The sequence below is a fragment of the Wylensekiella montiformis genome, from assembly GCF_009697385.1.
Lineage (GTDB): Bacteria > Bacillota > Negativicutes > Selenomonadales > Selenomonadaceae > Selenomonas_A > Selenomonas_A montiformis.
Window position 1 is genome coordinate 1 of sequence record NZ_VUNL01000008.1, and the last position, 26,059, is coordinate 26,059.

The following is a 26,059-nucleotide window of genomic DNA, read 5'->3' on the forward strand; positions in this document are numbered from 1 at the left end:
GCCCGTATCTACGAAGAAGAAGCGTATTCCTCAGCCTTACGATACGCCAACGTCCATCGGCACGAAGTGGCAGATGGATGTAAAGTACGTTCCGAAGGCCTGCTATGCGGGTAGAGATGGAAAGTCAGTCTACCAGTACACAGTCATAGAAGAGGCCTCCAGAAAACGATTCCTCTATGCCTATGAAGAGCAAAGCAGCTACTCTACTTGCGATTTTATTCGCCGCGCCATCGCATTCTTCCGATATCTGCCGAAAATGATCCAGACAGATAACGGCGCGGAGTTCACCCACATCACTAAGACGGAGCGTATCCATCCCATGGATGCCCTTTGCGGAAAGCTAGGCATCGAACATAAGTTGATTCGTCCGAGAACGCCACGTCACAATGGCAAGGTGGAGCGCAGCCACAGGAATGATCAAGAGCGTTTCTACAATCATCTGCACTTCTACTCATTGGAGGATCTGAACCTGCAGATACGCCGTTATCTGACACGCTCGAACGACATTCCCTCAAAGGTCCTTGGGTGGGATTCCCCGAAAGAGCGGCAAAAAGCATTATCCCTTGTATTTCAACCGAGAAAAGCCCCCAAAAATCCAAGGCGATATTATGGATTACATCTATGGAAACGCCTCATAATTGATAACGTTTATCGGCCTCACATCATTGACAAACCTACAATTTTTGCAAACGATCTTCTAAAGCCACATAATCAGACATATCTATTATCAGCGGTGTTACCGAAATAAATCCTGCCTCAGTTGCATAAATATCAGTAGCACTTCCTTTATCGGAATCATATATTTCCCCAGCAATAGTATAATAGGTTTTTCCAGCTTTCATTTCTTTTTTGAACGCATTTATATAATCACGTTTTCCTTGCCGTCCAAAAACATACTGAGCCTGACCATCTTTAAGTCGTTTAGGAAAGTTTATGTTATAAAAGCAAAGTTTCTTATTTTCATGATCCAAAAATTTTGGCAAATCATCAGCAAAAATAGCAGCTCCAACTGTCCCTGAATATAGTATATCAGTCGCTAAATTGGCACCATGATTTATACCAGATACGACTAAATCCGGCTTAGCATCTCCAGCTAAGGCTTCTAAATATATTTTTACCGCATCTGTCGGCGTTCCTGCAATGGCTAGTGCTTTTATACCATATTTCTTCTGCAACCTCTATTGGCGCTCCTACAGTTAAAGCATGGGCCATACCACTTTGCTGATGCATTGGCGCAGCCACTATCACTTCATGATCTTTATAAAGTGCTCTTACTAAAGCCTCAATGCCCTCAGCCTCAATACCATCATCATTAGAAAGTAAAATCCGCAAATATATCTCTCCCATTAAATTAAATTTTTAGATAATGAAAAAGCTGCCGGTCAAAAACCTGACAGCTTTTTCTAACTTACGTGATTATATTATAACCAATTATTTATTCTTTGCCAATAGTCATGCTTAATTACAATTTAAATTTATTGGTTGCATTCTGAAGCTCAGACGCCATCTTAGCCAAAGAATCCGAAGACGATGCTATCTCCGCCGAAGAAGCTGATTGCTGTTCCGCTGCCGCCGAAATAGTTTCTGTATGCGAAGCTGTTTCACGGCTAACCTCATCAATCGAATCAACTGCACCAACTATTCGTTCTGCACCATTAGTAATTCGGCTCGAAGCTGCATGGAAGGCATCAATCTGCGTCTTAATATCCGATACCTTTTGCATAATATCTTTAAACTGTCTGCCAACTTCATTAATAGCCTCAGTTCCAGCCTGTACTTCAACAGTACCTTCTTGCATCGCAATAACCGCCTGATTTGTATCAACCTGAATAGAGGATATTTTCTCTTTAATCTTTTCAGCTGATGTCTGCGATTCAGCAGCCAATTTACGAACTTCTTCAGCAACTACGGCAAAACCTTTGCCGGCTTCGCCAGCTCTAGCAGCTTCAATAGCCGCATTAAGTGCTAGAAGATTTGTCTGGTCAGCGATAGCAACAATAGTTTCAACAATCGCGCCAATTTCTTTGGAATTTTCACCCAAAATACGAACCGTATCAGCTGATGACATAACGCTGCTTTCGATATGCTCCATCTTTTGCATAGCATTATTCATTAGCTGTTCACCAGTTTTAGCTGCTATTGCCGTATCATTAGAGGTATCCGCCATTAATTTTGTATTGTCAGTCATAGCCTGCATTTCAGTAAATACCGCATCGACTTCCTTCTTAGCCTCATCGATACTGTTATTCTGATTTTGCATACCTTCAGCAATTTTAGTAATAGTCTCAGCAACATTAGTCGAAGCCTCCGCTGACTGATGTGCTCCTGCCGTCAGCTCCTCCGATGCCGCTGCTACCTGCTCTGAGACACTGCTCATCTGCTTGATAAGAGCGTGCAAATGAGCTTTCATTGTATTAAAGGAATTTGTCAAATCGCCAAGCTCATCATTGCTGGTAACTTCCAAATCAGCTACGGCAAGATTTCCTTGCGAAAGCTCAACTGCATGGTTTTTTAGACGAACCACTACTGAAGTTATCTGTTTGGTAAAAATCGCACCACCTATAGTAATTAAAATCAAGCCTAACAAACACAGAACAGTATAAACTATTTTTAGCTTAGTAAGCGAAGCAAATACATAATCCTTGGGCACAAACAAACCAACAATCCAGCCAGGACGCTCCAAAGTAGTATAAGCAAACATTTCTGTCTCGCCACCGCGGCTTATTTCAAAATAACCAGTTGGCTGCGCCAGCATGGCATCATAATGCGATGTCAGCTCCTTATCATCATGAATTAAACTCATGACCTTTTCCTCGCCAGAGCTAGCAATAATCTGACCCTTTTTGTCAATTATGATACCAGTACCTTGACCTTCGTAATTGACCTTTTTTACAACATTTTCAAGCACACTAAGGTCGATGTCTTCACAAAGCGCACCAATAGTTTTCCCCGAATCAGCCTTTAAAGGTACAGCGTAGGAAATAACTATCTTGCCATCAGATGAGCCGCCTAACGATACGTATGCCTCAGTAAATAGTGCATTGCCCGTGTTTTTGGCATCTTTGTACCAGTCACGGGTACGCGCATCGAAATCATTGGTAATATCACCATCAACATAACTAAAGGAATTACCGCTATCGGAACCACTGGTCAAATCAAGAATTTCTTTATCCCCAGCAATCGCCCCTAAATACGGCAAAGTCTGCTTGGTAGTTGAAACCTCTGCTGACTGCTTAGACAGGGCATTGCCGACACCATCTAAAATTGCAGCCTTGCTTTCAATCCAGGTGTCAAGCTGGCTGCCTTGATCCTTAACTATTGCTGTCAGCTGGCTTTTTACACTGTCAGACAAAATCGACTGTGCCATGTAATAGCCTATACCGGACACTGCTGCCAGCAATAGTACCACCAGACCAATCATCACCATAAAACGCTGTTTTATCCCCATAAAACCACTTCTCCTTATTCCCATAATCTCCACATTGTCAGTCAAACCAGCACACTCCCCCTTATTTTATGCACTAATTTGTATACTGACAACACTTCAGCAAGTTTACTGTATTTACAAAGTAACACATGCTTTATAATAAGCATATCATATCAAGTTGGCTTATACAATACATTTTCCTAGGAAACAGCATATTATATTGTAGGTTTACAATATATGTGAGACTGGAGGGATATACAAAAGCGACCGAATCCCGTAGAATATTGGTTGCAACAAACTTCTACAAAAGGAGACCCGATCGCCATGTCTATCATACCACATCAGAAGCGTTATTTGCCACATGAAATTGGGACGCGCATTCACGCCGTCACCCTCTATCGCTCAGCCAAGGATATCGAGTTCGTCTGTCGTCGCTATAAAATTTCAAAAGCATCCCTCATGCGCTGGAACAAGCGTTATGATGGTACGCCAGAATCTCTCGCTGACCGATCGCATCGCCCCCATACCGTACATCCCAGAGCACATACCAACGAAGAAATCATGTGGGTATTGAACCTTGTCCGTCGAAACCCTGACATAACCCCCTGCGAACTCTACGGAAAGCTCAGGCGTAAACACGGATATACGCGCCCCCCCTCTCTTTATACCGGCTCTTCGTGCGTCTTGGATTGCGCAAGAAGCCCGTATCTACGAAGAAGCGTATTCCTCAGCAAGACGGAGCGTATCCATCCCATGGATGCCCTTTGCGGAAAGCTAGGCATCGAACATAAGTTGATTCGTCCGAGAACGCCACGTCACAATGGCAAGGTGGAGCGCAGCCACAGGAATGATCAAGAGCGTTTCTACAATCATCTGCACTTCTACTCATTGGAGGATCTGAACCTGCAGATGCACCGTTATCTGACACGCTCGAACGACATTCCCTCAAAGGTTCTTGGATGGGATTCCCCGAAAGAGAGGCAAAAAGCATTATCCCTTGTATTTCAACCGAAAAAAGCCCCAAAAATCCAAGGCGATATTATGGATTACATCTATGGGAATGCCTCATAATTGATAACTTTTATCGGTCTCACATCATTGACAAACCTACATTATCATCATTTAATCCAAAAAATCCTTGAGCTTGCGGCTGCGGCTCGGATGGCGCAGCTTGCGCAGAGCCTTGGCTTCGATCTGGCGGATGCGCTCGCGTGTGACGCCGAAGTTCTGGCCAACTTCCTCGAGCGTACGCGCACGGCCGTCGTCGAGGCCAAAGCGCAGCCGCAGTACCTTCTCCTCCCGGGGAGTCAAGGTATCCAGAACTTCTTCCAGCTGCTCTTTCAGCAGCATAAACGAAGCAGCGTCAGCCGGAGCCGGCGCATCCTGATCCTCGATGAAATCGCCGAGATGGGAATCTTCCTCTTCACCGATCGGCGTCTCAAGAGAAACCGGCTCCTGAGCAATTTTCATAATCTCGCGTACACGCTCCACGCTGATGTCCATCTCTTTGGCAATTTCTTCCGGCACCGGCTCGCGTCCCAGCTGCTGCAAAAGCTGACGGGATACGCGAATCAGCTTATTAATAGTCTCCACCATATGAACGGGGATGCGAATCGTGCGCGCCTGATCAGCGATAGCACGCGTAATCGCCTGACGGATCCACCATGTGGCATAGGTGCTGAACTTATACCCCTTCGTATAATCGAACTTTTCCACAGCCTTGATCAGGCCAAGATTACCTTCCTGAATCAAATCCAGAAACAGCATGCCGCGGCCAACATAACGTTTGGCAATGCTGACCACCAGACGAAGATTCGCTTCTGCCAGCCGTTTTTGCGCTTCTTCATCGCCATCCTGCATGCGCTTTGCCAATGCCACTTCCTCTTCGGCGGTCAGAAGAGGAACCCGGCCAATTTCCTTCAGATACATACGCACCGGATCATCGATGCTCACACCTTCAGGAACAGAAAGATCGATCTCGACTTCCTCGTCCTTATCCTCTACCTCATCATCCTGCTGATCCTCACTATTGGAATCGTCGATGATCTCGATACCCTTTCTGCTGAACGTATCATACATGCTGTCGATTTCATCAGGGGACAGATCCTGTGTCTGCAATGCCTCAACCAGTTCTCCATAAGTCAGAGTCCCGCCGTTCTTTTTCCCTTTGGACAGCAGGCTCTCCACAATTTCCGAGCTGCGGTTTTTGCTGTCAGTTTCAACCTGTTTTTTCTTAGACTCAGGCATCCAGCATCCCCCTTTCACAAAAATCCATTTCTGATATTCTATCCAATTTACAAACCATCCATTTCATTCTTTATTTTCATTACCTCATGTAGTTCTTCAACATACGCATGATTCCCTGCCTGCATATACTCATCAGCCCTTCGGGAATGTTCCAAAAACAATGCGTTGAGGTATGCTTTTCTGAGCACTTTCAGGGAGTCATTGTACGCCTCAGTGTCCACACGTCCGCCCAAATCTTCTATTAAAGCACGCGAGAGTTCTGCCGCCGCGTCCTCGCTGAGGTGTTCCGCGGCCGTTACGTCATCGGGAGCTTCTCCCCGGCTGCTCAGATCCTGCAGGAACAACAGGATCTCTCGCTGGACCGTGTCGTTTATGCCAGTAAGCGGCAGGACGGAAATCACATGCTGCAGCAGCGAAAGATCCTGCCAGACCATGTGAATGATAATGCGGCCGGCTCGTCGGACCGCTCCATCCTGCTGCTTCACTGCCTGACGAATCGGAGCATGCTCCAATACCGCCGGATCGCCCTCCGGTTTTCTGGCATAACGCTGAAGCTCATCGCGCACGACGCCCTCGTCCAGCAGCAGGGTCTGCGCCAGCTTCTTACTGTATTCACTTCGTATTGCCGGTTCACGAATGCTGCCGAGCACTGGCAGCATAGCATGAAGCGCTTTCACCTTTCCTTCCAAGGTACTGTAATCTACATGCTTCAGAACATACTGCAGACGATATTCCACCAATGGCAGTGCCTGACGGACCAGCTGCCGGAACGCGTCCGCTCCATGACGGCGGATGTATTCATCCGGATCCTTTCCATCAGGAACTACGATCACTCTGACCACAGCCCCTGTGTCCCGCAGGATGGATAAGGCCCGGATCGTGGCGTTCTGTCCAGCTTCATCGCTGTCGTAGCAGAAATAAATCTCCGACGCATACCGAAGAAGCAGCTTGCAATGATCGGTCGTAAAAGAAGTGCCAAGCGAGGCCACAACGTTGTGGATTCCAGCGCCGAATACGGAAATCGCATCCATATACCCTTCCACAACAATGGCATATCCTTGTTCTTGAATAGCCCGATGCGAGCGATCCAGTCCGAAGAGAATCCTGCGCTTATTAAATAAGATGGTTTCCGGCGTATTGAGATATTTTGGCGTACTGGCATCAAGAACACGCCCGCCAAAACCGACTACCCGGCCGCGTTCATCCGCTATAGGAATGACAACGCGATTGCGAAAACGGTCGTACAGACCGCTCCCATGACTGCGCTGCACCGTCAGACCGCTCGCCAACAAAAGCTCCTGTTTTACCCCTCGCTTTTGAAAAGCAACCGACAGTTTATCCCATGCGTTCGGAGCATAACCCAGCCGAAATTCCTTGATGGTTTCTGGGGAAATACCGCGGCCGGCAAAATAAGCGCGGCCAGTCTCGCCCATCCGTGTCATTGTCAGACAGTTATGAAAAAAATCCCGCGCCATCTCATTCACCTTGCGCAGATCGGAAATCTCTCTCTGACGGGCGATCTCCTGCGGCGACTGCTGACGTTCCGGCAGGGGAATCCCCAGCTTCTCTGCCTGAAGCTTAATCGCTTCGAAATAGGAAACGTTCTCTATCAAAGAAAGAAATTTAAAGACATTTCCGCCGGCATGGCAGCCAAAGCAATAAAAGAATCCCTTATCCGGCACTACCGAAAAAGACGGTGTATTTTCATGATGAAACGGACAGCAGCCCCAATAGCGGTTGCCCTTGCGCTTGAGCGGCACATAGCTCTGCACCACACGCAGAATATCCGACTGGGAACGAACCTGTTCCACAAATTCATCCATTCTCGCGCTGCGCATACACAAAAACCCCTTACAACACCGATCTGACAGATATCCTGCAACAAGACACCTGTATAACATTCGTCACAAAACGAATAGTTCCTGCCTTTCCCAAAAGTTTTTTCCAAAAAGGCAGCGGAACAAGTCGTTCCTGTTTATATATATTCCCCACAATTTGCTGATTCCCTTTTTTCCCTGACAAAATCTAAAAATTTTATCCATCAATGAACCATCAGTCCAACCGGAGGCATAAAAATCTCATGAAACAGCTGGACTGCATAGCTGTCTGTCAGGCCGGCCACATAATCGGTAACAATCTTTTGGCGGCCCCAGCGCTTCTCCCGGCGTACAAATTCTTCGGGCAGACGGTCAAAATGATTCATGAACCACTGATAAAGCTCCCGCAGAACAAATACAGCCTGCCGGCGCTCATGTGCCAGTGTTTCGGAATGATAAATATGTTCAAACATAAATTGACGGAACAGATCCATGACTTCCCGCACTTCTTCCGACAAAACCACATCCTCTTTTCCTTCTGAATTCAGAATCATATCTGACACCATACTGGTAATCATATGCGAGGTATCCTCTCCAAGGCGTTCGTATACCGCCGCTGGAAGATCTCCCGGCCGGAGCAAACCAGCTCTCAGACTGTCATCATAATCATGGCAGAGATACGCAATGCGGTCTGCCGTCCGCACGATACGCCCCTCCAGCGTTTTCGGCAGCACATTTCCCGTATGGTTGACAATGCCGTCCTTTACTTCAAACGTCAGATTCAAGCCCTGTCCGCTGCGTTCCAGAAACTCCACAACCCGCAGGCTCTGCTCATTATGGGTAAAATGACCGGTAAATTCGGCCATCGCCGCTTCTCCTGCATGGCCGAAAGGCGTATGCCCAACATCATGCCCAAGTGCAATCGCTTCCGTCAGATCTTCATTCAGCCGCAGCCCTCTGGCAATCGTTCTCGATATCTGAGAAACTTCCAGACTGTGCGTCATCCTCGTGCGGTAATGATCCCCGGCAACGATATAGACCTGCGTCTTATGTTTTAAGCGGCGAAACGACTTGGAATGAAGAATCCTGTCCCGGTCACGCTGGAACTTCGTCCGAAACGGGCATTCCTCCATGGGCTGCTTGCGCCGGGCTTCCCGGCTTTTCGCCGCCCAGACCGAAAGGTTCTCATATTCCTGTTCTTCTATACGCTCCCTGACATTCATCATCCTCATCCTCCCCGATCCAAGTTTCCTTTTTATTCTACAGCATTTCCCTTTGAAAATCCTCCTTTTCCTGTTTTTTGCAAATCTTTTTTTATTGCGATAAAATAAATAAGAGAAGTGCAACATGCGACAGCCAAAAATAAAAAGGAGGCACTCCATGAACAAGCATTGTTTCATAAATTGTCTGATGCTGGCTTTATCGACCATCCCCTTTATCATGCCTCCCCCTGCCTCCGCCAGCGAATATCCCGTCACCCCTCTGAAATCCGCCAGTATCATCAAAGGACAGGAACAGGTCATTGTCTCCGCCGACCAGTCCTCCTATAATGAAACCACCGGACGATACGATCTGCACGGACATGTGCGCATCCAGTCCGGTCCCCGCATCTTTCTGTCCGACTCGGCAAAAATCAGCGCGCGCACCCTCCAGCTCTGGACGGAAAGTCCGACACATCTTCAAGAAGGAGAGCTCCGCTTTTCAGGCGGCGCCGTTTATGCCGAGCTGGCCGGCATCACTGTGCTTTTTTTCGGGCCAAGCTGCAAAATGGAACGCCCCGGCCTGGCCATCCAATCCGATAACATGTCCTACAATTGGGAAACACACATTGCGACGTTTGACGGGCATGTGCTTTGTATCCGGAAAGATGAACGACGGGCTGCCGGTCATCTGGAATTTGATTTGGAAAACAACGAAATACGGTAAAAAAAGGAAGCTGCAGCAAAATAAACAGACGTTTTGCTGCAGCTTTCGTTTTTCAGCGCATTACAGAACAATTTTCGTAAAATCAGCCACGCGGCCGATCAGCAGATCCGTTGCCCTGAGCAGGCCAAGACGGTTTGCTTTGATTTTTTCATCCTTATCCATGACCATGACGCCGTCAAAAAAGGCATCAATCGGCCGGGAAAGTTCCGACAACGCATCGATGGCCCCTGTATAATCCTGCCCCGCAATCAGACTTTCCAGTGCACTTGCTGTAGAAGTATAAGCCTGATACAGACTCTTCTCCTCCTCTGCTGTGAAAAGCGATACATCCACATCGGCCGATCCAGCCTTTCTTGCCAGATTGGCAACACGTACAAAGGCCTGAATGTTAGCAGCCGCATCCTTTGTCGTCACAAAGCGGGACACAGCCTCAGCACGCAGACTGACAGCATACAGGTCATCCACGTTTTCCAGAACGGCATCCACTACATCATAGCGGACATGTTCCAACACATTTTTAAGACGCAGACGCATGAAGTCAGCCACATCGCTCTGCATTTTGGCACGAGCGTTTCCGTCCATAATGCCATAAAGATCCATCGACTTTTCTACGACCTTTGACATGCTGAGCGTCTGTCCGGCCTCGATCATCATATTCACCAGTCCCAGTGCCTGCCGGCGCAGCGCAAAAGGATCCTGAGACCCCGTCGGTATCTTGCCTCGGCTAAAGGTCCCCACAATCGTATCTATTTTGTCTGCCGCCGAAACGATGCGGCCAGCATCGCTCTGTGGCTGGCTGTCACCAGCGAAGCGCGGCATGTAATGCTCGTCAATGGCGATGGCAACCTTCTCACACTCACCGTCGAGTTTTGCATACTCACGGCCCATAATGCCCTGCAATTCCGTGAATTCCTGAACCATTCCCGTAACGAGATCTGCCTTACAGAGAAGCGCCGCACGTTTGGCATGCTTATGCGTCTTCTCATCTGCGCCGATTTCATCCGCAATGAAATCGGCCAGCTGCATCAGCCGTTCAGACTTATCATACATAGTGCCAAGTCCCTGCTGGAATACCACGGTCTTAAGCTTCTCGCGATGCTCCTCCAAACTCTTCTTGCGGTCCTCATCAAAAAAGAACTGGGCATCAGCCAGACGGGCACGGAGCACGCGCTCATTTCCGTGCTGGACGGTTTCAAGGTATTCCTTTCCGCCATTGCGTACCGTGATGAAGAGCGGCATCAGGCTTCCGTCAGCAGCCTTGACCGGAAAATACCGCTGATGATCGCGCATCGGCGTAATGACCGCTTCCGGCGGAAGCTTCAGATATTTTTCTTCGAATCTTCCGCACAGCGCTGTCGGATACTCGACAAGATACAGCACCTCTTCCAGCAAATCTTCTGTGATCTCCGCTGTCCCGCCATGTTCCCGGGCCACGGCTTCGATCTGTTCACGAATCATCGCCTTTCTTTTGTCCGGATCGACAATGACCGAATGTTCCTCACAGGCTGCTTCATAGCTGCCGGCATCGGCAATCTCAAAATCACCGCTGGACAGGAAGCGGTGTCCGCGAGATATACGGCCGGACCGCACTTCTGCCACTTCAAAGGGAACGATCTCTCCGCCGTAAAGGGCGACAATCCAGCGCAGCGGACGAATAAACTTAAAATCTAAATCAGCCCAGCGCATATTATTGGGGAAAGTCAGCCCGCAGATAAGCTCTTTCAGAATATCTCTCAACAGATCTGCCGTCTCCCGGCCCTTCTCATGAACGACGGCATAAACATAGCCGTCCTTGACCACGAGATCCTGCGGTGCAACATGCTGTCCGCGGGCAAAGCCCTGAGCCGCTTTGGTCGGATTGCCATCCGCATCAAAGGCAATCTGAACAGACGGGCCGCGGTTCTCACTGGAAACGTCTGCCTGTTTTTCCGCAAGATCTTTGACCAGCAGTGCGGTACGGCGCGGCGTACCAAGCGTACGAACGCTGCCGAACGCGATGCGGTTGTCCTGAAATGCCTGTCTGGCATTTTCCTTCAGCTGGGCAAGGATGCCCGGCATGACATGGGCCGGAACCTCCTCCGTGCCAATCTCTAGTAACAAATCCTTGCTCATGCTCACTTCTCCCCTCTATGCAACATCGGATAGCCCAGCTCTTCACGCTGCTTTAGATAACATTCGGCGCAAAGACGGGCCAGCTTGCGGACACGACCGATGAATGCAGTACGCTGCGAAACGGAAATCGCACCGCGTGCATCCAGCAGATTAAATGTATGCGAGCACTTGAGCACATAATCATAAGCCGGATGAACATATCCTTCAGCAATGACACGAACAGCCTCTGCTTCGTATTTGTCAAAGAGCTCAAACAGAAGCGCTTCATCGGAAAGTTCAAACGCGTAGACCGACTGCTCATACTCATTTTGATGGAAGACATCCCCGTACGTATAATCATCCGTCCACTGAATGTCATAGACATTTTCGACTCCCTGAATATACATCGCCAAACGCTCCAGCCCATACGTAATTTCTGAAGCAACCGGTTTGATATCCTGACTGCCGACTTGCTGAAAATACGTGAACTGCGTAATCTCCATCCCATCGAGCCAGACTTCCCAGCCAAGGCCCCAAGCCCCCAGCGTAGGAGACTCCCAGTTATCTTCCACGAAGCGGATATCATGCTGGCGGGGGTCAATACCGAGACGCTCCAGACTTTCCAGATAAAGCTCCTGAATATTATTGGGAGAAGGCTTCATGATTACCTGAAACTGATGATGCTGATACAGACGGTTCGGATTGTCGCCATAGCGCCCGTCAGCCGGTCTGCGGGACGGCTCCACATAAGCGACATGCCAGGGTTCAGGCCCCAGCACGCGCAAAAACGTAGACGGGTTCATCGTACCGGCGCCTTTTTCCACATCATACGGTTCTGCCAGAATACAGCCCTGCTCCGACCAAAATTTTTGCAGAGCCAGGATAATTTCCTGAAACTTCATGGGAACAACTCCTCTTCTGAATAAATCTGCTACGGAAACAAACAAAAAAGTCTCGTCCCGTAACGTTATCGTTACAGGGACGAGACCTGATATTCAGTATCCCGCGGTTCCACCCTGATTGGTTTCCCGTGACAGGAAGCCCACCTCATACTATCGGGTTCCGCTCCAAAGTGCCTTTTCATCTCCTTGGCGACCTCTCACTGCCGTCGCCTCGCTGAAGGGTGAGACTACTTTATCTTCTTCATCGCTGATTACGAGTTTAGCAAAACCCTGACCGCTTGTCAACCATCCTGTTTCTCATAGCTGGCGGATAAAAGCCAAAGATTTCATTGGCCGGCCGAGCAATGCCTGAAGATGCTCCAGCAAAAGCTGTTCCGCCCGCACCAAAAGTTCGGAGCGAATTTTGACAGGCTTATCCTCCTGCCAGTCAAAATCACGCAGATGTAAAATGAACTGCCTCAGATCCTCCGGAAATTCCATCGCGGCCTGTTCTCTGCATCCAGCGCAGAGAACACCGCCGGCCGAAGGAAGGAAATACGCATCCCCTTCTATGCTCTTGCCGCAATGAACGCAATGTTCATAGCGAAGCTGCATCCCCGTATATTCCATCAGCTGATAGACTGCGGCGACGGCCGTCACACGCGGATTGCGCTGCCCGAATGCCTGCAGGATGGCCAGAAGCCGATCGAATATTTCCGGTTCCGGCTGTCCTTCAGGCAGGAACTCCCGCAAAAACTCCGCTACAAAGCTGCCATAGGCCATCACCGTAAGATCTTCGCTGAGTTTGCGGTAATGATGCCGGAGTGTACACTGCCGTACCGTATCCACGCGCTTTCCCTCAGACAGCTGAAGCTCCAGTTGCGAGAACATCTGCATGCCGGCGGCCAGTGGACTGCGCGGCCTGCGGCAGCCAAACGCCGCCGCCTGTACCAGTCCGCGCTCCCGGGTAAAAAAGGTCATCATCTTATCCGCTTCGCCCCAGTTCTTCGCACCGAGCACTACCGCCGCTGTCCGATAGAGCGCCATCCCTGTCACTCCTTCTTTTTATCCGGTTTCCGGGCTGCCGCCGAGGAACGCACAGCGGCATCATCATGAACAAGACGCTTCGGCATAACCGCCCCCGCCGTCAGCATATATTGCAGCGCCGACTCACTGCTTATATCCAAATAAATCACGTCCTTTTTCAAGACAAAGAGATTCGTCCCTGATGTCATGTTAAGACTCCAGGGAACAAAAACACAGACGTAATCATCCCCCAGAGTTTCTTTCAGCATCTGCGGCACATCAGCCATAATAAACCCCAGTGCCTTGGACTGATGAAAGGGGACCAGCACGACATGGTCAAACATATTGTTCGATTCAAATACAGCGGTAGACAAATGCTTTACGCTGTTATAGATGAATTTGACCACCGGTATTTTCCCCAGCAGCGTCTCACCGACACGAATCATCCGGCGCATTACCCAATAGGAGGAAAGCCATCCGACCAAATATATGCCGAGCAGCAGCGTGACAATCCCCATTCCCGGAAAGTAGAACGGCAAATGTTTGCCTAGAACGCCTTCCGTAAAATGAAGCGTCTCCTCAATAACAAAAAAAGTAATGGCCAGAGGAACAAGCAGAATAAGCCCGTTGATGAAACGGCGTGAAATCTTCTTTGACAAGCTGCCGGACCGCTTTTTTTCGTTCATCGCTCCTCACCGAACCCAAAATTACGCAAAATTCCATCCCGATCCCGCCAGTCCTTGCGGACCTTGACCCAAAGATCCAGAAACACCTTCGAGCCGAGCAAATTCTGAATATCCGCACGGGCCAGCGCACCGATTTCCTTCAGCATCGTTCCCTTTGCCCCGATAATAATGCCCTTCTGCGAATCCCGTTCTACATAAATGGTCGCCCGGATATACACATCGTCATTCGGCCGCGTCGTCATTTCATCGACCTCCACGGCCACAGCATGCGGTATTTCATCGCGTGTCAGATGCAGCACCTTCTCGCGAACCAGCTCCGCCACGATCAGACGTTCCGGCTGATCGGTGATCATATCCTCCGGATAATACTGAGGCCCTTCCGGGAGATACTTCTTGATCTCATCCAGCAGACTGTCCAAATTTACTTGCTCCGCCGCTGAAATCGGCACGACGCCAGCAAACGAATATTTCCCCGTATAATGCGAAATGATGGGCAAAGCCTGCTCCTTATCAATGAGATCCAGCTTATTGACCACCAGAATAACCGGCTTCATCGTTGCCTGAAGGCGTTCAAGTATATAGAACTCGCCCGGCCCCATCTTTTCTGTAGCATCGACCACAAAAAGGATGGCATCCACTTCCTTCAGCGTTCCCTCTGCCGCTTTGACCATATACTCTCCGAGCTTATGCCGCGGCTTATGGATGCCGGGCGTATCCAAAAAGACGATCTGTGCATCCGGCTGGGTCAAAATACACAAGATCCGGGTCCGCGTCGTCTGTGGTTTATCGCTCATAATGGCGATTTTTTGACCGATCAGCGTATTGACCAGCGTCGATTTTCCGACATTCGGACGCCCGATCACGGCGACAAATCCGGATTTATGCTGTTCATTCTTTTCCATATCGTTTCCTCACTCTCTGGGTATCCCCAGCTTTTCCATCACAAAGCGCTGCTCTGCTTCCATCTCCCTGCGCTCATCCTCTTCCATGTGATCATAACCAAGCAGGTGCAACATACCGTGGACAGTCAAAAAAGCCATTTCCCGGCGAACGCTGTGTCCATAGTCCTCCGCCTGCTCCTCCGCTCGTTCTACCGAAATCACCAGATCTCCAAGAATATTCACATCCATTCCGCCGGTTACTTCCGGTTCCTCACTCTCATTGAGCGCAAAGGACAGCACATCGGTAGGACGGTCTATTCCTCGGTACTGCCGATTCAACTGATGAATATAGTCATTATCGGTCAGTGTAACGCTCACCTCGCCGTTTTCCACGCCATAAAGCTTTGCTGTCGTCTCTGCAGCCGTCCTGACGTTATCGATGTATGCCGGAGGAACGGTCAGTGTCTCCGGATAAATACGGATGATAGCTTCCATCACTTACTCCTGTCCTTCCTTCTTCCGTGAAGCCGGAGAAGCGGATGTCCGCTTTTTCTCCGATTCCCAGGCTCCATACGCTTCGACAATGCGCGTGACCACATCATGACGGATGACATCGAGCGGGGCCATCCGCACCACGCCAATCCCTTTAACGCCGTCGAGAATTCGGGCCGCTTCGCGCAGACCGGACACTGCGCCGCGCGGCAGATCAATCTGCCCCAGATCCCCCGTAACGACCATCCTTGAACCAAAGCCCAGACGAGTCAAAAACATCTTCATTTGGCGGCTCGTCGTATTCTGCGCTTCATCCAGAATGACAAACGCATCCTCCAGCGTGCGCCCGCGCATATAGGCCAGCGGCGCAACTTCAATGATCCCCTTGGTCATAAATTTCCGATACGTATCCTGCCCCAGAATATCCTGCAATGCATCATAAAGAGGACGCAGATACGGGTCAACCTTATCCTGCAGATCTCCGGGAAGGAATCCCAGCCGTTCCCCGGCTTCAACAGCCGGACGCGTCAGAATGATCCTCCGCACCTCCCGGTTGCGAAGCGCCGCCACGGCCATGACCACGGCCAAATAGGTTTTTCCCGTACCAGCCGGACCAATGCCGAATGTAATTTCATTACGACGTATGGCATCCAAGTACAACCGCTGTCCCAAGGTTTTGGGCCGCACATGGCGTCCGCGCGACGTTACTAAAATCGTATCCCCAAACAGCATATGCAGTGCCTCTGCCCGGCCGCCCTTCACCAAACCGATGCCATAGCGCACCTCATGCATCGTGATCAGTGTTCCCTGACGATAAAGATACTGCAGCTCTTCCAATACCTTTGCTGCTTGTTCCACCTCGGCACCATCACCTGATAGCTCAATGCGGTCGCCCCGACTGATAAACTGGCAAGCAAAACTGTCCCGCATCAGCTGAAGGAACTCATCCCGTTCCCCCAGCAGCGCATACGCTTCTTTATGATTCTCAAAGAGAATTTGTTTCTCCAATGCCTGCTGCAAAGAATGTATTCACCTGCTTCTTTCTTCCTGTACTTATAAAGTGAGACTTATTCAAAGAGGAGGTCACTCCCTCTGAATCCAGCCGAACTTATCCAAGGCTTTCGAGACGCTTATCTCCCGCCTGAAGAGTGGGAGTCTTAGCGACCCTTAGCATCGGATAAAAACCGATACAAACTCATTGTACTATGAACCATCGATAAGTCAAGAAAAAGCCTTTTCTCATTCGTCATTGTCGTCCAATAAAGTTTGCTCGGTTGACTGTAAACTTCATTCATTTTATAATGTTAACGATAAGTTTTAACCATTCTGTCTGTTCGGCAGATGTCTAAAAAAGCGAGGCTATCCTTATGAAAATCACCAACATCCGGGTTCTTACCGATAACATTCTTGCAGGCCTGCGCCTTCAGCGCGGCGATGATTTTTCTCTTTTTCTCACCGCCCCCCTGCCGGAGCTTCAGGAAGGAGCCGCCCGTCTGCAGCGGCATTTCTGCGGCAACCATATTGACTTTTGCACCATCATCAATGGACGCAGCGGACGATGCGGTGAAAACTGCAGATACTGCGCGCAGGCCTCCTGCCATCACACCGGCATTGATGAATACGATTTTCTCCCCAAAGAAGAAATCATCCGGAATGCCCGGGCCAATCAGGAAGCCGGCGCCAACCGCTTCGCGATTGTGACCTCTGGCCGCGCGCTTGCCGGAAAAGACTTTGAACAGGCCCTTGAAGCCTACAAGGAAATGCGGGACACGCTTTCCATTGATCTCTGCGCTTCCCACGGCCTGCTGACACGGGAGCAGTTCAAACGTCTCCGCTCCGCTGGCGTCACAAGCTATCATCACAATATTGAAACATCCCGCCGCTTTTTCCCTCAGATCTGTACTTCGCATACCTACGACGACCGGATCCGCACCATCCGGATCGCTCAGGAAGAGGGCTTCTGCGTCTGCTCCGGCGGAATCATCGGCATGGGCGAAACGTGGGAAGATCGGATCGACATGGCTGTGAGCCTGCATGAACTGGGCATTGAATCTATCCCGGTCAACGCACTGATGCCCATACCCGGAACAGGTCTGCAAAACCGTCCGCAGTTGTCCGGCGATGAAATACTCCGCACGATTGCGATCTTCCGCTTCATCAACCCGACCGCCAACATACGCCTGGCTGCAGGGCGAAAGCTGCTCCCGGAAAACGGCGCCACCGCATTAAAAGCCGGTGCTTCCGCATCCATTACGGGAAATATGCTGACCACGTCCGGCACCACCATCAAAGAAGACATGGAAATGTTGAAAAAGCTCGGGCTGACCAATGCCGAAGAAGGATGCACGGCAGGCATGAACACCTGCGGCAGCCGCTGACAATCCGGACAGCCGGCATGATGAATAGGAAATCACGATAAAAAATAGGCGAACCGCCGCGGCGGTTCGCCTGAATCATAAAATGAGTAAAGCTAATTAGTTCAGCTTTACTATATGATATTTCATCCGTCCTGTCAACTACTATTTTCTCCCTCCCCCATTGACTTATCACTCTTACCGTTGTAACATTGTAAACACTACAAAGGAAGGTGTTTTTCATGCAATTGTTAGAGAAATTCAGTCATTTTATCTCCAAGTATATGGCGGTTTTTGTCATCTTGGTCGCCGCGGTATCCCTGTTCCAGCCCTGGACATTCAAGTGGGCTGCTCCCAAGATTACTATCTTGCTCGGCATTGTCATGTTCGGCATGGGCATGACTCTGCGCCTGCGCGATTTTCGGCTCGTTTTCCAACGCCCCAGAGATGTATTCGTCGGAGCGCTGGCTCAGTTTACGATCATGCCGGGACTTGCCTGGCTGCTTGCCAAGGGCTTCGGGCTGCCGCCTGAGCTGGCTGCCGGTGTCATTCTGGTCGGCACCTGTCCGGGAGGAACCTCATCCAACGTCATGACCTATCTGGCGCGCGGTGATGTCGCACTCTCTGTGTCCATGACTATGACCACCACGATACTGGCGCCAGTTGTCACTCCGCTGCTGACCTGGTGGCTGGCTGGAGAATGGGTTGACATTTCTCTCTCTGCCATGATGATGTCCATTGTTCAGGTTGTCATCCTGCCGATCCTTCTCGGCATCGTCATCAATACGTTTTTCGAAAAAACCGTCCAGAAGCTGGTCAAACTCCTTCCGCTCGTATCGGTCATCGCCATTGTCCTGATCGTCGGAGGTGTCGTTTCGGTCAGCTCGCAGCGCATCATGGAAACCGGGCTGCTGATTATGCTTGTCGTCATATTGCACAATCTTCTAGGCTATTCTCTCGGTTTTGGCATTGCCAAGATGCTGCATATGGATCTGGCAAAGGTAAAAGCGATTTCCATCGAAGTCGGTATGCAGAATTCCGGTCTGGCGACCTCGCTGGCCATGCTTCATTTCGGAGCTGCAGCTGCCATTCCGGGCGCGATCTTCAGCGTGTGGCACAACATCTCCGGATCGCTTGCTGCCAACTATCTGGCCAGCCGGATGAACCGGAAAAATCAGCACCAGACCGCACCAGCAGATTGATAATCTGACTCCATACGAAAAAGAAAATCACAGTTCCATATACAAAAATACGGCTTGCAAATGCAAGCCGTATTTTTGTATATGGAGCCGCAAACAGAATTTAGAACTCCGCCTTCCAAAGTCCATGCAGATTGCAGTAAGCAAACGCCGCCACCGGCTTATCGTCATCCGTAAGGTGGAAAACAGCTTCCGGAGCGTCACCTGCCTGCAAATGTTTGACCTGACCGCCTTTTTCCGTCTGAAGATGTACCCATTCAATCCGATGCTCCGGCGTCATCGGATGAGCGGCTGTTCCGATCTGCACAGTCACTTCACAGCCACGGCGGTCAAAAGTAACCACCGGAACATGCTTTTCCTGAGCTGCATCCGTCGTATTCGGCACCAGTTCCTGCATAGGCTCACCGCAGCAGCTCAATGTCCCCCCGCCTTCAGAGATCAGCCCGACAATATTTCCGCACTTGCCGCAAAGGAAAAAACGTTTTGCCATAGTACATTCCCCACTTTCTTTTCGCACAGAAAAAACTGTGATCCTTCTTATTCTATCTTGATTATATCACACTATTTCCCTGCAATCCATGTCGCCCGCAGAAAACACGCAAAAACCCTTATATCTCAAGGTCTATTTGCATCGGGCATTAAACTTTCGAATCATTTTCTCCGGCTTATAGGATTCCTTGGCTTTGCGCAGGCCTTCATGGCCCATATCTTCTTCCCGGTTGATATAAGTCATTGCGCTCCAGTTATTCGCAACATATCCCTGATTAATTGCCGGATACGCGCCGCGAATATTCGGATCCGCTTTTTCCACATGAACCACCACCGAATCTGTGTTAAGCTGTTCGCCGAAAGTAAAGGCAATAATACGCCCATCCAGACGGATGGCTCCTCCGCGGAGTCCAAAATACTCATAATCGTCAAAGACCTCTAAGATAGCCCTGCGCTCCCAGTCGATGAAAGGATCATCCGGCTCGTCCGTCAGGCGCATCTGATACCAGCTTTCCAATTCCACCCGGCACGCCGGTATAATCTCCTCCGTGATCGCCAAATACTCCGCCTGTGGATACATCTTACGAAACGCATTAAGATGATTCTTTTTGGAATGAAGTTTCCGTCCGGACAGTGAAATCAGTTTTTCCGCCAGATAAACGTAATCGAAGTTATCGCGGTCCTCACGAATATCAAAGGAAGCCCCTTTATACTGTTCCAAAAACTCCGCATAGCCAGATTCCAACCCCACAAATAGGAGCGGGCGGCCGATTTCCTGAAAATAAGCAAGGAATCGGTCCGTCGCCTCCTGCATCTTTTCTTCCGGACCAAACGGCTGCATGGCCATCAGTGTACCTTCCCACTCACAGGTCATGTAAAGTACGCCGTTTTCCTCACACCACCGAACATGATAAGGAATCCGCCACATAAACAGATTGGTAAAATTAAAATGGGAATTCTCGTAATAACGGCTGCGGAAATAACGATCCAGCAGCGGTTTATCCTGTTTTGTCAAATCATGAAAATCTATGATGCTCATCCTCCCGATGACAGCAAGTCTCTATATGTTTCCTCTTTCTGCCCGTTCCGGCAGAAAAAGATCAGCCATCCATTCTCTTCGTGTACTCAGCTTTCATTATAGCAATCCCGTCAAGAAACGACTGTAACTCACTCACTGATCTTTTTCATCGCCCTTGCTTCTTCTGCCCGCCGGGCAACTTCTTCAGCATCAGCGCCGCCGGCAGCTGCAACTGCCGCCAGCACGGCGCCTTCAGCCAGCGGACAGTCCGCCAGAATCAGCTTTTCATCCGGATGCTCCTCAAGAACCGCCTCCACCGTCAGGACAGCGCTGCCGATATCGGCAAGAATCACTGTGCCGTCCGGCCCATGCACCGCATCAATTGCCTGCCAGATCTTGTCGTAGCTGGTACCAAGGCAGCCATCCTCCAATCCTCCCGCTATCCCGACCGGCACAGTTCCGGCCATCATACCAGCCAGTTCACGCACGCCCTCAGCCAGCTTCATACTATGCGATACAATGACAAGCCCCACCATAAAAACTCCTCCTCTTTCCTCCGCCTCATGCATCAGGCAAAAACAGCAATAAAAGGGGGCTGATGCACAAGTCAAAATCCCGAAAACTCATGCCCAACCCCATCAGGACGCCTTTCCCTTACGGAAAAGACTCAGACCTATCTTCTTTTCTGCCGGCCTTCACAAAATGAACGCTTACCGGTAATATGCCACGCCTGCCTCAAAGAGCTGCTGGTCCTTGCTCCCCGGAACATTGCGGGCCACATCAGCACCGATACGCTCCGAATGGCCCATCTTGCCCAGAACGCGACCGTCCGGGCTGGTGATTCCCTCAATCGCATTGACTGAACCATTCGGATTAAACGGAATAGCCAGCGATGGATTTCCCACCTCATCTACATACTGCGTAGCGATCTGACCGCGAATACGCATTTTTGCAATAACTTCCTGATCCGCTACAAAGCGCCCTTCGCCATGTGATACGGCAATCGTGTGAATGTCGCCCACTTTCACATTATTAAACCACGGCGACAGGTTCGATGCCACTCTCGTACGAACCATGCAGGAAACATGACGGCCAATGTTATTGTGCGTCAGCGTCGGTGACTGTACATTGAGATCACGAATCTCGCCATAAGGAACCAGCCCCAGCTTAATCAAAGCCTGAAATCCGTTACAGATTCCCAACATCAGGCCATCCCGCTGATTGAGCAATGTCATAACCTCATCGCGAATACGCGGATTGCGGAACATCGCAGCGATAAATTTACCGGATCCATCTGGTTCATCACCGCCGCTGAACCCTCCCGGCAGCATGACAATCTGCGCCTCCCGGATGCCTCTGACCAGTGCCTCCACCGTCTCCTCGACCGCGCTGGGCGTCAGATTGCGAACAATAAGTGTCTGTGGATCAGCCCCTGCCCGTTCCCATGCGCGGGCAGAATCATATTCGCAGTTTGTCCCCGGGAATACCGGGATCAGCACCTTGGGTCGAACCAAATGAAGCTGACCGGAAATGCGCGTCCCCTTATCATAAGGTGCATAAACGGCTTTCTCCTGACTCCGCGTCTTTACTTGCGTCGGGAAAATCTTCTCCAGCGGCATCGTATAAGCCCGCTCCGCGTCCGACAGCATAATAACGGAGGAATCGCAAACAATACTTGGCCCATCTGTAGTCTCGCCCAGTTCACGATATCCCGTACCGGCAAGCAGGGAAGATACATCCGTGTTTGGCGCTGCCTCCAACAGAATAGAGCCATAATCCGGCTGGAACAAGTCCTCCCGCGGGATAAAAGAAGTAAACCGGAACCCAATGCCATTGCCCAACGCCATTTTGGTAACGGCCGCCGCAATGCCTCCAACACCGATGCTCTGAGCAGCAAGCACCTTCTTGCTCGCAGTCATCGCGCTGATTTTTGCCCAGTTTCTGCGCATTTTATCGAACTGAGGCAAATCCTGTTCATCTTTCGGCGCCGGTACCAGATAAACCTTATTGCCCGGGTACTTAAACTCCGGTGATACAGCAGAATCCGCGGGCATAACATCTACAGCAAAAGCAGCCAGCGTCGGAGGAACGTGGATATGCTCAAACGTCCCGGACATCGAATCCTTGCCGCCGATTGCAGGGATTTCCATTTCATGCTGGGCCCACAGCGCACCAATCAATGCGGCAAAGGGCTTGCCCCATTTTTTCGGATCTTTGCCCAGACTCTCAAAATATTCCTGGAACGTCAGCCGGATTTTATCCGCCCGGCCGCCGAGCGCCACCATCTTTGCTGCGGCTTCAACGACCGAATACACGGCACCGTGAAAAGGACTCCACTCCATGAAATCCGGATTCAAGCCAAAAGTCATCGCCGTGGCTGTATTGGTTTCCGCTCCCATCACAGGCAGTTTGGCAACCATACCCTCAGCCGGAGTCAGCTGGCGGCGGCCGCCGAACGGCATCAGTACGGTATTGCCGCCGATCGTCGAGTCAAAACGCTCGGCCAGACCTTTCTGGCTGCAGACATTGAGATCCTGAAGGTTCACCGTCCACGCCTTCTCCAGATCGGATCCGCAGGCTTTCACTGCCTCAGGAATGCGATGGAGATACCGCTTTGTTTCGTCCGGCATCGGAATCGTCGCGGTAACATGCTGACGGACCCCGTTCGTATCGAGGAACTCGCGGTTCATCTGAACAATCGGCTTTCCCCGCCATTTCATGATCAAACGAGGCAAAGCAGTAACCTGAGCCACCTCGGTTGCTTCAAGATTCTCCGCATCAGCAAACTGGACAAAATCAGCCAAATCTTTCGGAGCAAGGACAACGGCCATACGCTCCTGCGATTCGGAAATGGCCAGCTCCGTGCCGTCCAATCCGGCATATTTTTTCTTGACGGCATCCAGATCAATAACCAACCCGTCTGCCAGTTCGCCGATAGCCACGGCAACACCGCCCGCGCCGAAATCGTTGCAGCGCTTGATCATGCGGCTGACTTTCGGATTGCGGAACAAACGCTGTATCTTCCGCTCAGTTGGCGGATTTCCCTTCTGAACCTCCGCCCCGCAGGCCGTCAGGGATTCCTCTGTATGTTCCTTGGACGACCCCGTTGCACCACCGCAGCCGTCACGGCCAGTCCGGCCGCCGACCAGTACGATGAGGTCGCCGGCTTCCGGCCGTTCGCGCACGACATTGACTTTTGGCGCCGCCGCAATCACTGCACCGATTTCCATGCGTTTTGCCAGATACCCCTCATGGTAAACCTCACGCACCTGACCGGTCGCCAGTCCGATCTGATTGCCATAAGAGCTGTATCCTGCAGCCGCCCCCAGCGTAATCTTCTTCTGCGGGAGCTTGCCCGGCAGCGTATCGCTCAAAGGTCGGCGCGGATCCGCCGCACCAGTCACACGCATCGCCTGATAAACATAGGAACGACCGGACAACGGATCGCGGATCGCGCCGCCAAGACAGGTAGCTGCACCGCCAAAGGGTTCAATCTCTGTCGGATGATTGTGTGTTTCATTCTTGAACATCACCAGCCACTCTTCCGGCTTCCCCCCGATATCCGCCTGAACAACGATACTGCAGGCATTGATTTCCTCCGACTGATCCAGATCCTCCAGCAGTCCCTGCTTCCGCAGCGCCTTCATGCCAATCACAGCAATATCCATCAGCGTCACATCGCGAAGCTTGCTGCCATAGATGTCCTTGCGGTCCTCAAGATATTTATGATAAGCCTTGGTAATGGACGGAGAAAAATAACCGTCCTCAATATCCACCATGTCGATTGCCGTCGTAAAAGTCGTATGACGGCAATGATCCGACCAATACGTATCAATAACGCGAAGCTCCGTGATCGTCGGCGCCCGCTTTTCTGTATCACGGAAATACCGCTGACAGAACCGCAGATCTTCAAAACTCATGGCAAAGCCCCGGGCATCCATAAATGCCTGAAGTTCCTCTTCGCCCATCTGATTGAATGAGTCCAGAATCTCGACATCCGCGGGTTCCTCATAATGGCGGTCCAGGGATTCCGGTTTCGCCAGCGAAGCCTCCCGGCTTTCTACCGCATTGATGCAATACGCCTTGATTTTCTCAAACACCTCGCGATCCACATCGCCCACAAGAACGATGACGCGAGCCGTCGCAATGCGCGGACGCTCCTTCTGCGTGACCAGCTGAACGCACTGCGCCGCCGAATCTGCCGTCTGATCATACTGACCGGGAAGATACTCAACGGCAAACATACGCGAATTCGCAAAATGCGGCAGCTTTTCCTCATAGACAACATCAACCGGCGGCTCGGAAAAGACCACTGACCGGACTGCATTATATTCCTCGTCCGTCAGCCCCTCTATATCATACCGATGAATCATCCGGACTGCCTTCAAGCCCTCAAGCTGAAACGTTTCTTTGATGTCGCTGCAGAGCTGCTGAGCCGGAACGTCAAAAAATCCCTGCTTTTTCTCTACAAAAATTCTTCTTACCGTCATTCGCGATCCTTTCCTCCAACCTGAAAAAACATAAAGCTTACTCGATTATAGATAAACAGGCACAGCAGTCCCCGACCACTGTGCCTATTTTATCACAAACTATCCACCGCGACCTTGACCACAACCTTAGTCACTTGTCCCGGCACATCCTCCACCGCACACTGAGGGCAATGAACGTCCTCCGGATAAAGCACGGCAAAACGACCGGGCGACAGCACCACACTGCTGTCCGGAACCAAAGATTCATAAAACGTCACATCGCGCTGTGCATCGTATTCAGAAGTGATACGCAGATCGGGACTGAGCGGGCACCAGCCCATATATTCTTCCCCCTCGACCACATACTGAATATCCACATACTTGCGATGCGTTTCCGGACGACAGTCCTCATGACTGCGCGTCATATACCGCTGAAGATTGGCCACGCAGCGATCCCCATCAATCGGATACCGGCCATCTTTCATCTGCGTGAAATCCCGGGACTGCAGATAAGCCAGTGCCTTCTGAATCTGCTCCGGATAATCCACCCGGCTCTTTTCCAGCGAATCCATGCTGCCGATAAACATGCCATATCCCTCTTCCCTGTCTATTTTCTCACTCATGGAAAATCCAGTGTTCCAGTACACCAGATTCCATTATCATTGTACCCAAAACCACTGCGTATTGCAAGTCGCGAAATCCCGCAGGGCCAGACCTCCCCGATGAAAAAAAACATCTCACAGTAAACGGCAAAATGGAAAAACACTTGCCAAAAATCGCAATTTTGTGCTATGATTACGATATATCGATAGGAAATCAGGCTATGACTGAACGAGTATCTGTCCCCTTTTCCTTCAGAGAGACGGTGTTTGGTGCGAACCGCTGGAAAAAGACAGAGAATGCTGCTCACGAGCCGCGGAGCCTCTAAAGCCCCGCCGTATGCCGCGTTAAGGCATCAAGAGCGGACCTGCGGGTCCTATTAAGGTGGTACCACGGGAATAAGCCCTCGTCCTTTACAGGACGAGGGCTTTTATTGATTTGTTAATGTTGAAAGAA

General features: G+C 50.5%; 19 protein-coding genes, 3 pseudogenes and 1 other annotated feature. Of the genes and pseudogenes, 5 read left to right on the plus strand and 17 right to left on the minus strand.

All coding sequences use genetic code 11. The features are described from left to right. Positions 1-559, plus strand: a pseudogene (locus FYJ78_RS07790) (DDE-type integrase/transposase/recombinase); the annotation flags it as partial. Between the two features lie 115 nt (positions 560-674). On the opposite strand, the pseudogene surE reads toward FYJ78_RS07790, so the two are convergent. Beyond that, a pseudogene (surE, locus tag FYJ78_RS07795) lies at positions 675-1,332 on the minus strand (5'/3'-nucleotidase SurE). Between the two features lie 130 nt (positions 1,333-1,462). Then, positions 1,463-3,493 (minus strand): methyl-accepting chemotaxis protein, encoded by a 2,031-nt coding sequence (locus FYJ78_RS07800; RefSeq protein WP_154620858.1) that lies wholly within the window; start codon positions 3,491-3,493, stop codon positions 1,463-1,465. 258 nt (positions 3,494-3,751) lie between these two features. On the opposite strand from FYJ78_RS07800, the pseudogene FYJ78_RS07805 reads away from it, so the two are divergent. Then, positions 3,752-4,420: pseudogene (locus FYJ78_RS07805) on the plus strand (integrase core domain-containing protein); the annotation flags it as partial. Positions 4,421-4,549: 129 nt separating this feature from the next. On the opposite strand, the gene rpoD reads toward FYJ78_RS07805, so the two are convergent. The 3 genes from rpoD to FYJ78_RS07820 all read right to left on the minus strand — a co-directional run bounded on the left by rpoD (position 4,550) and on the right by FYJ78_RS07820 (position 8,714). Then, positions 4,550-5,674, minus strand: coding sequence for an RNA polymerase sigma factor RpoD (rpoD, locus tag FYJ78_RS07810; protein ID WP_154620859.1), 1,125 nt, complete (start codon positions 5,672-5,674; stop codon positions 4,550-4,552). Positions 5,675-5,721: 47 nt separating this feature from the next. After that, complete coding sequence (dnaG, locus tag FYJ78_RS07815; protein ID WP_154620860.1) at positions 5,722-7,512, minus strand: DNA primase; 1,791 nt, start codon at positions 7,510-7,512, stop codon at positions 5,722-5,724. 203 nt (positions 7,513-7,715) lie between these two features. Beyond that, positions 7,716-8,714: a deoxyguanosinetriphosphate triphosphohydrolase gene (locus FYJ78_RS07820; protein ID WP_154620993.1), complete on the minus strand. Its 999-nt coding sequence runs from the start codon at positions 8,712-8,714 to the stop codon at positions 7,716-7,718. A gap of 157 nt (positions 8,715-8,871) precedes the next feature. On the opposite strand from FYJ78_RS07820, the gene FYJ78_RS07825 reads away from it, so the two are divergent. After that, a complete protein-coding gene (locus tag FYJ78_RS07825; protein ID WP_154620861.1) occupies positions 8,872-9,417 on the plus strand; it encodes a hypothetical protein in 546 nt (181 codons plus the stop codon). Positions 9,418-9,477: 60 nt separating this feature from the next. Here FYJ78_RS07825 and glyS read toward each other — a convergent pair whose 3' ends face one another. From glyS to FYJ78_RS07860, 7 genes are all read right to left on the minus strand, one after another. Beyond that, entirely contained in the window at positions 9,478-11,529 is a 2,052-nt protein-coding gene (gene glyS / locus FYJ78_RS07830) for a glycine--tRNA ligase subunit beta (RefSeq protein ID WP_154620862.1), read from the minus strand. Between the two features lie 2 nt (positions 11,530-11,531). Then, positions 11,532-12,410: a glycine--tRNA ligase subunit alpha gene (gene glyQ / locus FYJ78_RS07835; protein WP_154620863.1), complete on the minus strand. Its 879-nt coding sequence runs from the start codon at positions 12,408-12,410 to the stop codon at positions 11,532-11,534. A 297-nt stretch (positions 12,411-12,707) separates the two neighbouring features. Then, entirely contained in the window at positions 12,708-13,436 is a 729-nt protein-coding gene (gene recO / locus FYJ78_RS07840; RefSeq protein ID WP_154620864.1) for a DNA repair protein RecO, read from the minus strand. Positions 13,437-13,441: 5 nt separating this feature from the next. Continuing rightward, positions 13,442-14,101 carry a DUF502 domain-containing protein gene (locus tag FYJ78_RS07845; RefSeq protein WP_154620865.1) on the minus strand — a complete coding sequence of 220 codons (660 nt, stop codon included), beginning with the start codon at positions 14,099-14,101 and terminating at the stop codon, positions 13,442-13,444. Further along, complete coding sequence (era, locus tag FYJ78_RS07850) at positions 14,098-15,003, minus strand: GTPase Era (RefSeq protein WP_154620866.1); 906 nt, start codon at positions 15,001-15,003, stop codon at positions 14,098-14,100. Before era ends, FYJ78_RS07845 begins: the two co-directional genes overlap by 4 nt. A gap of 9 nt (positions 15,004-15,012) precedes the next feature. Continuing rightward, positions 15,013-15,477 carry an rRNA maturation RNase YbeY gene (ybeY, locus tag FYJ78_RS07855; protein ID WP_154620867.1) on the minus strand — a complete coding sequence of 155 codons (465 nt, stop codon included), beginning with the start codon at positions 15,475-15,477 and terminating at the stop codon, positions 15,013-15,015. A 3-nt stretch (positions 15,478-15,480) separates the two neighbouring features. Next, positions 15,481-16,494 (minus strand): PhoH family protein, encoded by a 1,014-nt coding sequence (locus FYJ78_RS07860; protein ID WP_154620868.1) that lies wholly within the window; start codon positions 16,492-16,494, stop codon positions 15,481-15,483. A 347-nt stretch (positions 16,495-16,841) separates the two neighbouring features. On the opposite strand from FYJ78_RS07860, the gene bioB reads away from it, so the two are divergent. After that, positions 16,842-17,852 carry a biotin synthase BioB gene (gene bioB / locus FYJ78_RS07865; RefSeq protein ID WP_154620869.1) on the plus strand — a complete coding sequence of 337 codons (1,011 nt, stop codon included), beginning with the start codon at positions 16,842-16,844 and terminating at the stop codon, positions 17,850-17,852. Positions 17,853-18,070: 218 nt separating this feature from the next. After that, positions 18,071-19,030, plus strand: a complete 960-nt coding sequence (locus tag FYJ78_RS07870) for a bile acid:sodium symporter family protein (RefSeq protein WP_154620870.1) — start codon at positions 18,071-18,073, stop codon at positions 19,028-19,030. Positions 19,031-19,130: 100 nt separating this feature from the next. Here the strand turns inward: FYJ78_RS07870 and FYJ78_RS07875 are convergent, their stop codons facing one another. From FYJ78_RS07875 to FYJ78_RS07895, 5 genes are all read right to left on the minus strand, one after another. Further along, a complete protein-coding gene (locus tag FYJ78_RS07875) occupies positions 19,131-19,517 on the minus strand; it encodes a desulfoferrodoxin family protein (RefSeq protein WP_154620871.1) in 387 nt (128 codons plus the stop codon). Between the two features lie 132 nt (positions 19,518-19,649). Further along, positions 19,650-20,555 (minus strand): DUF2156 domain-containing protein, encoded by a 906-nt coding sequence (locus FYJ78_RS07880; protein WP_154620872.1) that lies wholly within the window; start codon positions 20,553-20,555, stop codon positions 19,650-19,652. A 128-nt stretch (positions 20,556-20,683) separates the two neighbouring features. Beyond that, the gene (dhaM, locus tag FYJ78_RS07885) at positions 20,684-21,070 is read right to left on the minus strand and encodes a dihydroxyacetone kinase phosphoryl donor subunit DhaM (protein WP_154620873.1); all 387 of its coding nucleotides are present in this window, start codon (positions 21,068-21,070) and stop codon (positions 20,684-20,686) included. A 174-nt stretch (positions 21,071-21,244) separates the two neighbouring features. Next, complete coding sequence (locus FYJ78_RS07890) at positions 21,245-25,024, minus strand: phosphoribosylformylglycinamidine synthase (RefSeq protein ID WP_154620874.1); 3,780 nt, start codon at positions 25,022-25,024, stop codon at positions 21,245-21,247. 92 nt (positions 25,025-25,116) lie between these two features. Further along, the gene (locus FYJ78_RS07895) at positions 25,117-25,626 is read right to left on the minus strand and encodes a NanQ anomerase/TabA/YiaL family protein (protein WP_235899947.1); all 510 of its coding nucleotides are present in this window, start codon (positions 25,624-25,626) and stop codon (positions 25,117-25,119) included. A 191-nt stretch (positions 25,627-25,817) separates the two neighbouring features. Then, positions 25,818-26,020: a binding site (T-box leader), on the plus strand. The last annotated feature ends 39 nt before the right edge of the window (positions 26,021-26,059 follow it).

Bases quoted from the DNA above. Each gene is read 5' to 3' on its own strand.
- rpoD (WP_154620859.1), bottom strand. From the start codon at position 5,674: ATGCCTGAGTCTAAGAAAAAACAGGTTGAAACTGACAGCAAAAACCGC.
- dnaG (WP_154620860.1), bottom strand. From the start codon at position 7,512: ATGCGCAGCGCGAGAATGGATGAATTTGTGGAACAGGTTCGTTCCCAG.
- FYJ78_RS07820 (WP_154620993.1), bottom strand. From the start codon at position 8,714: ATGAATGTCAGGGAGCGTATAGAAGAACAGGAATATGAGAACCTTTCG.
- FYJ78_RS07825 (WP_154620861.1), top strand. From the start codon at position 8,872: ATGAACAAGCATTGTTTCATAAATTGTCTGATGCTGGCTTTATCGACC.
- glyS (WP_154620862.1), bottom strand. From the start codon at position 11,529: ATGAGCAAGGATTTGTTACTAGAGATTGGCACGGAGGAGGTTCCGGCC.
- glyQ (WP_154620863.1), bottom strand. From the start codon at position 12,410: ATGAAGTTTCAGGAAATTATCCTGGCTCTGCAAAAATTTTGGTCGGAG.
- recO (WP_154620864.1), bottom strand. From the start codon at position 13,436: ATGGCGCTCTATCGGACAGCGGCGGTAGTGCTCGGTGCGAAGAACTGG.
- FYJ78_RS07845 (WP_154620865.1), bottom strand. From the start codon at position 14,101: ATGAACGAAAAAAAGCGGTCCGGCAGCTTGTCAAAGAAGATTTCACGC.
- era (WP_154620866.1), bottom strand. From the start codon at position 15,003: ATGGAAAAGAATGAACAGCATAAATCCGGATTTGTCGCCGTGATCGGG.
- ybeY (WP_154620867.1), bottom strand. From the start codon at position 15,477: ATGGAAGCTATCATCCGTATTTATCCGGAGACACTGACCGTTCCTCCG.
- bioB (WP_154620869.1), top strand. From the start codon at position 16,842: ATGAAAATCACCAACATCCGGGTTCTTACCGATAACATTCTTGCAGGC.
- FYJ78_RS07870 (WP_154620870.1), top strand. From the start codon at position 18,071: ATGCAATTGTTAGAGAAATTCAGTCATTTTATCTCCAAGTATATGGCG.
- FYJ78_RS07875 (WP_154620871.1), bottom strand. From the start codon at position 19,517: ATGGCAAAACGTTTTTTCCTTTGCGGCAAGTGCGGAAATATTGTCGGG.
- FYJ78_RS07880 (WP_154620872.1), bottom strand. From the start codon at position 20,555: ATGAGCATCATAGATTTTCATGATTTGACAAAACAGGATAAACCGCTG.
- dhaM (WP_154620873.1), bottom strand. From the start codon at position 21,070: ATGGTGGGGCTTGTCATTGTATCGCATAGTATGAAGCTGGCTGAGGGC.
- FYJ78_RS07890 (WP_154620874.1), bottom strand. From the start codon at position 25,024: ATGACGGTAAGAAGAATTTTTGTAGAGAAAAAGCAGGGATTTTTTGAC.
- FYJ78_RS07895 (WP_235899947.1), bottom strand. From the start codon at position 25,626: ATGAGTGAGAAAATAGACAGGGAAGAGGGATATGGCATGTTTATCGGC.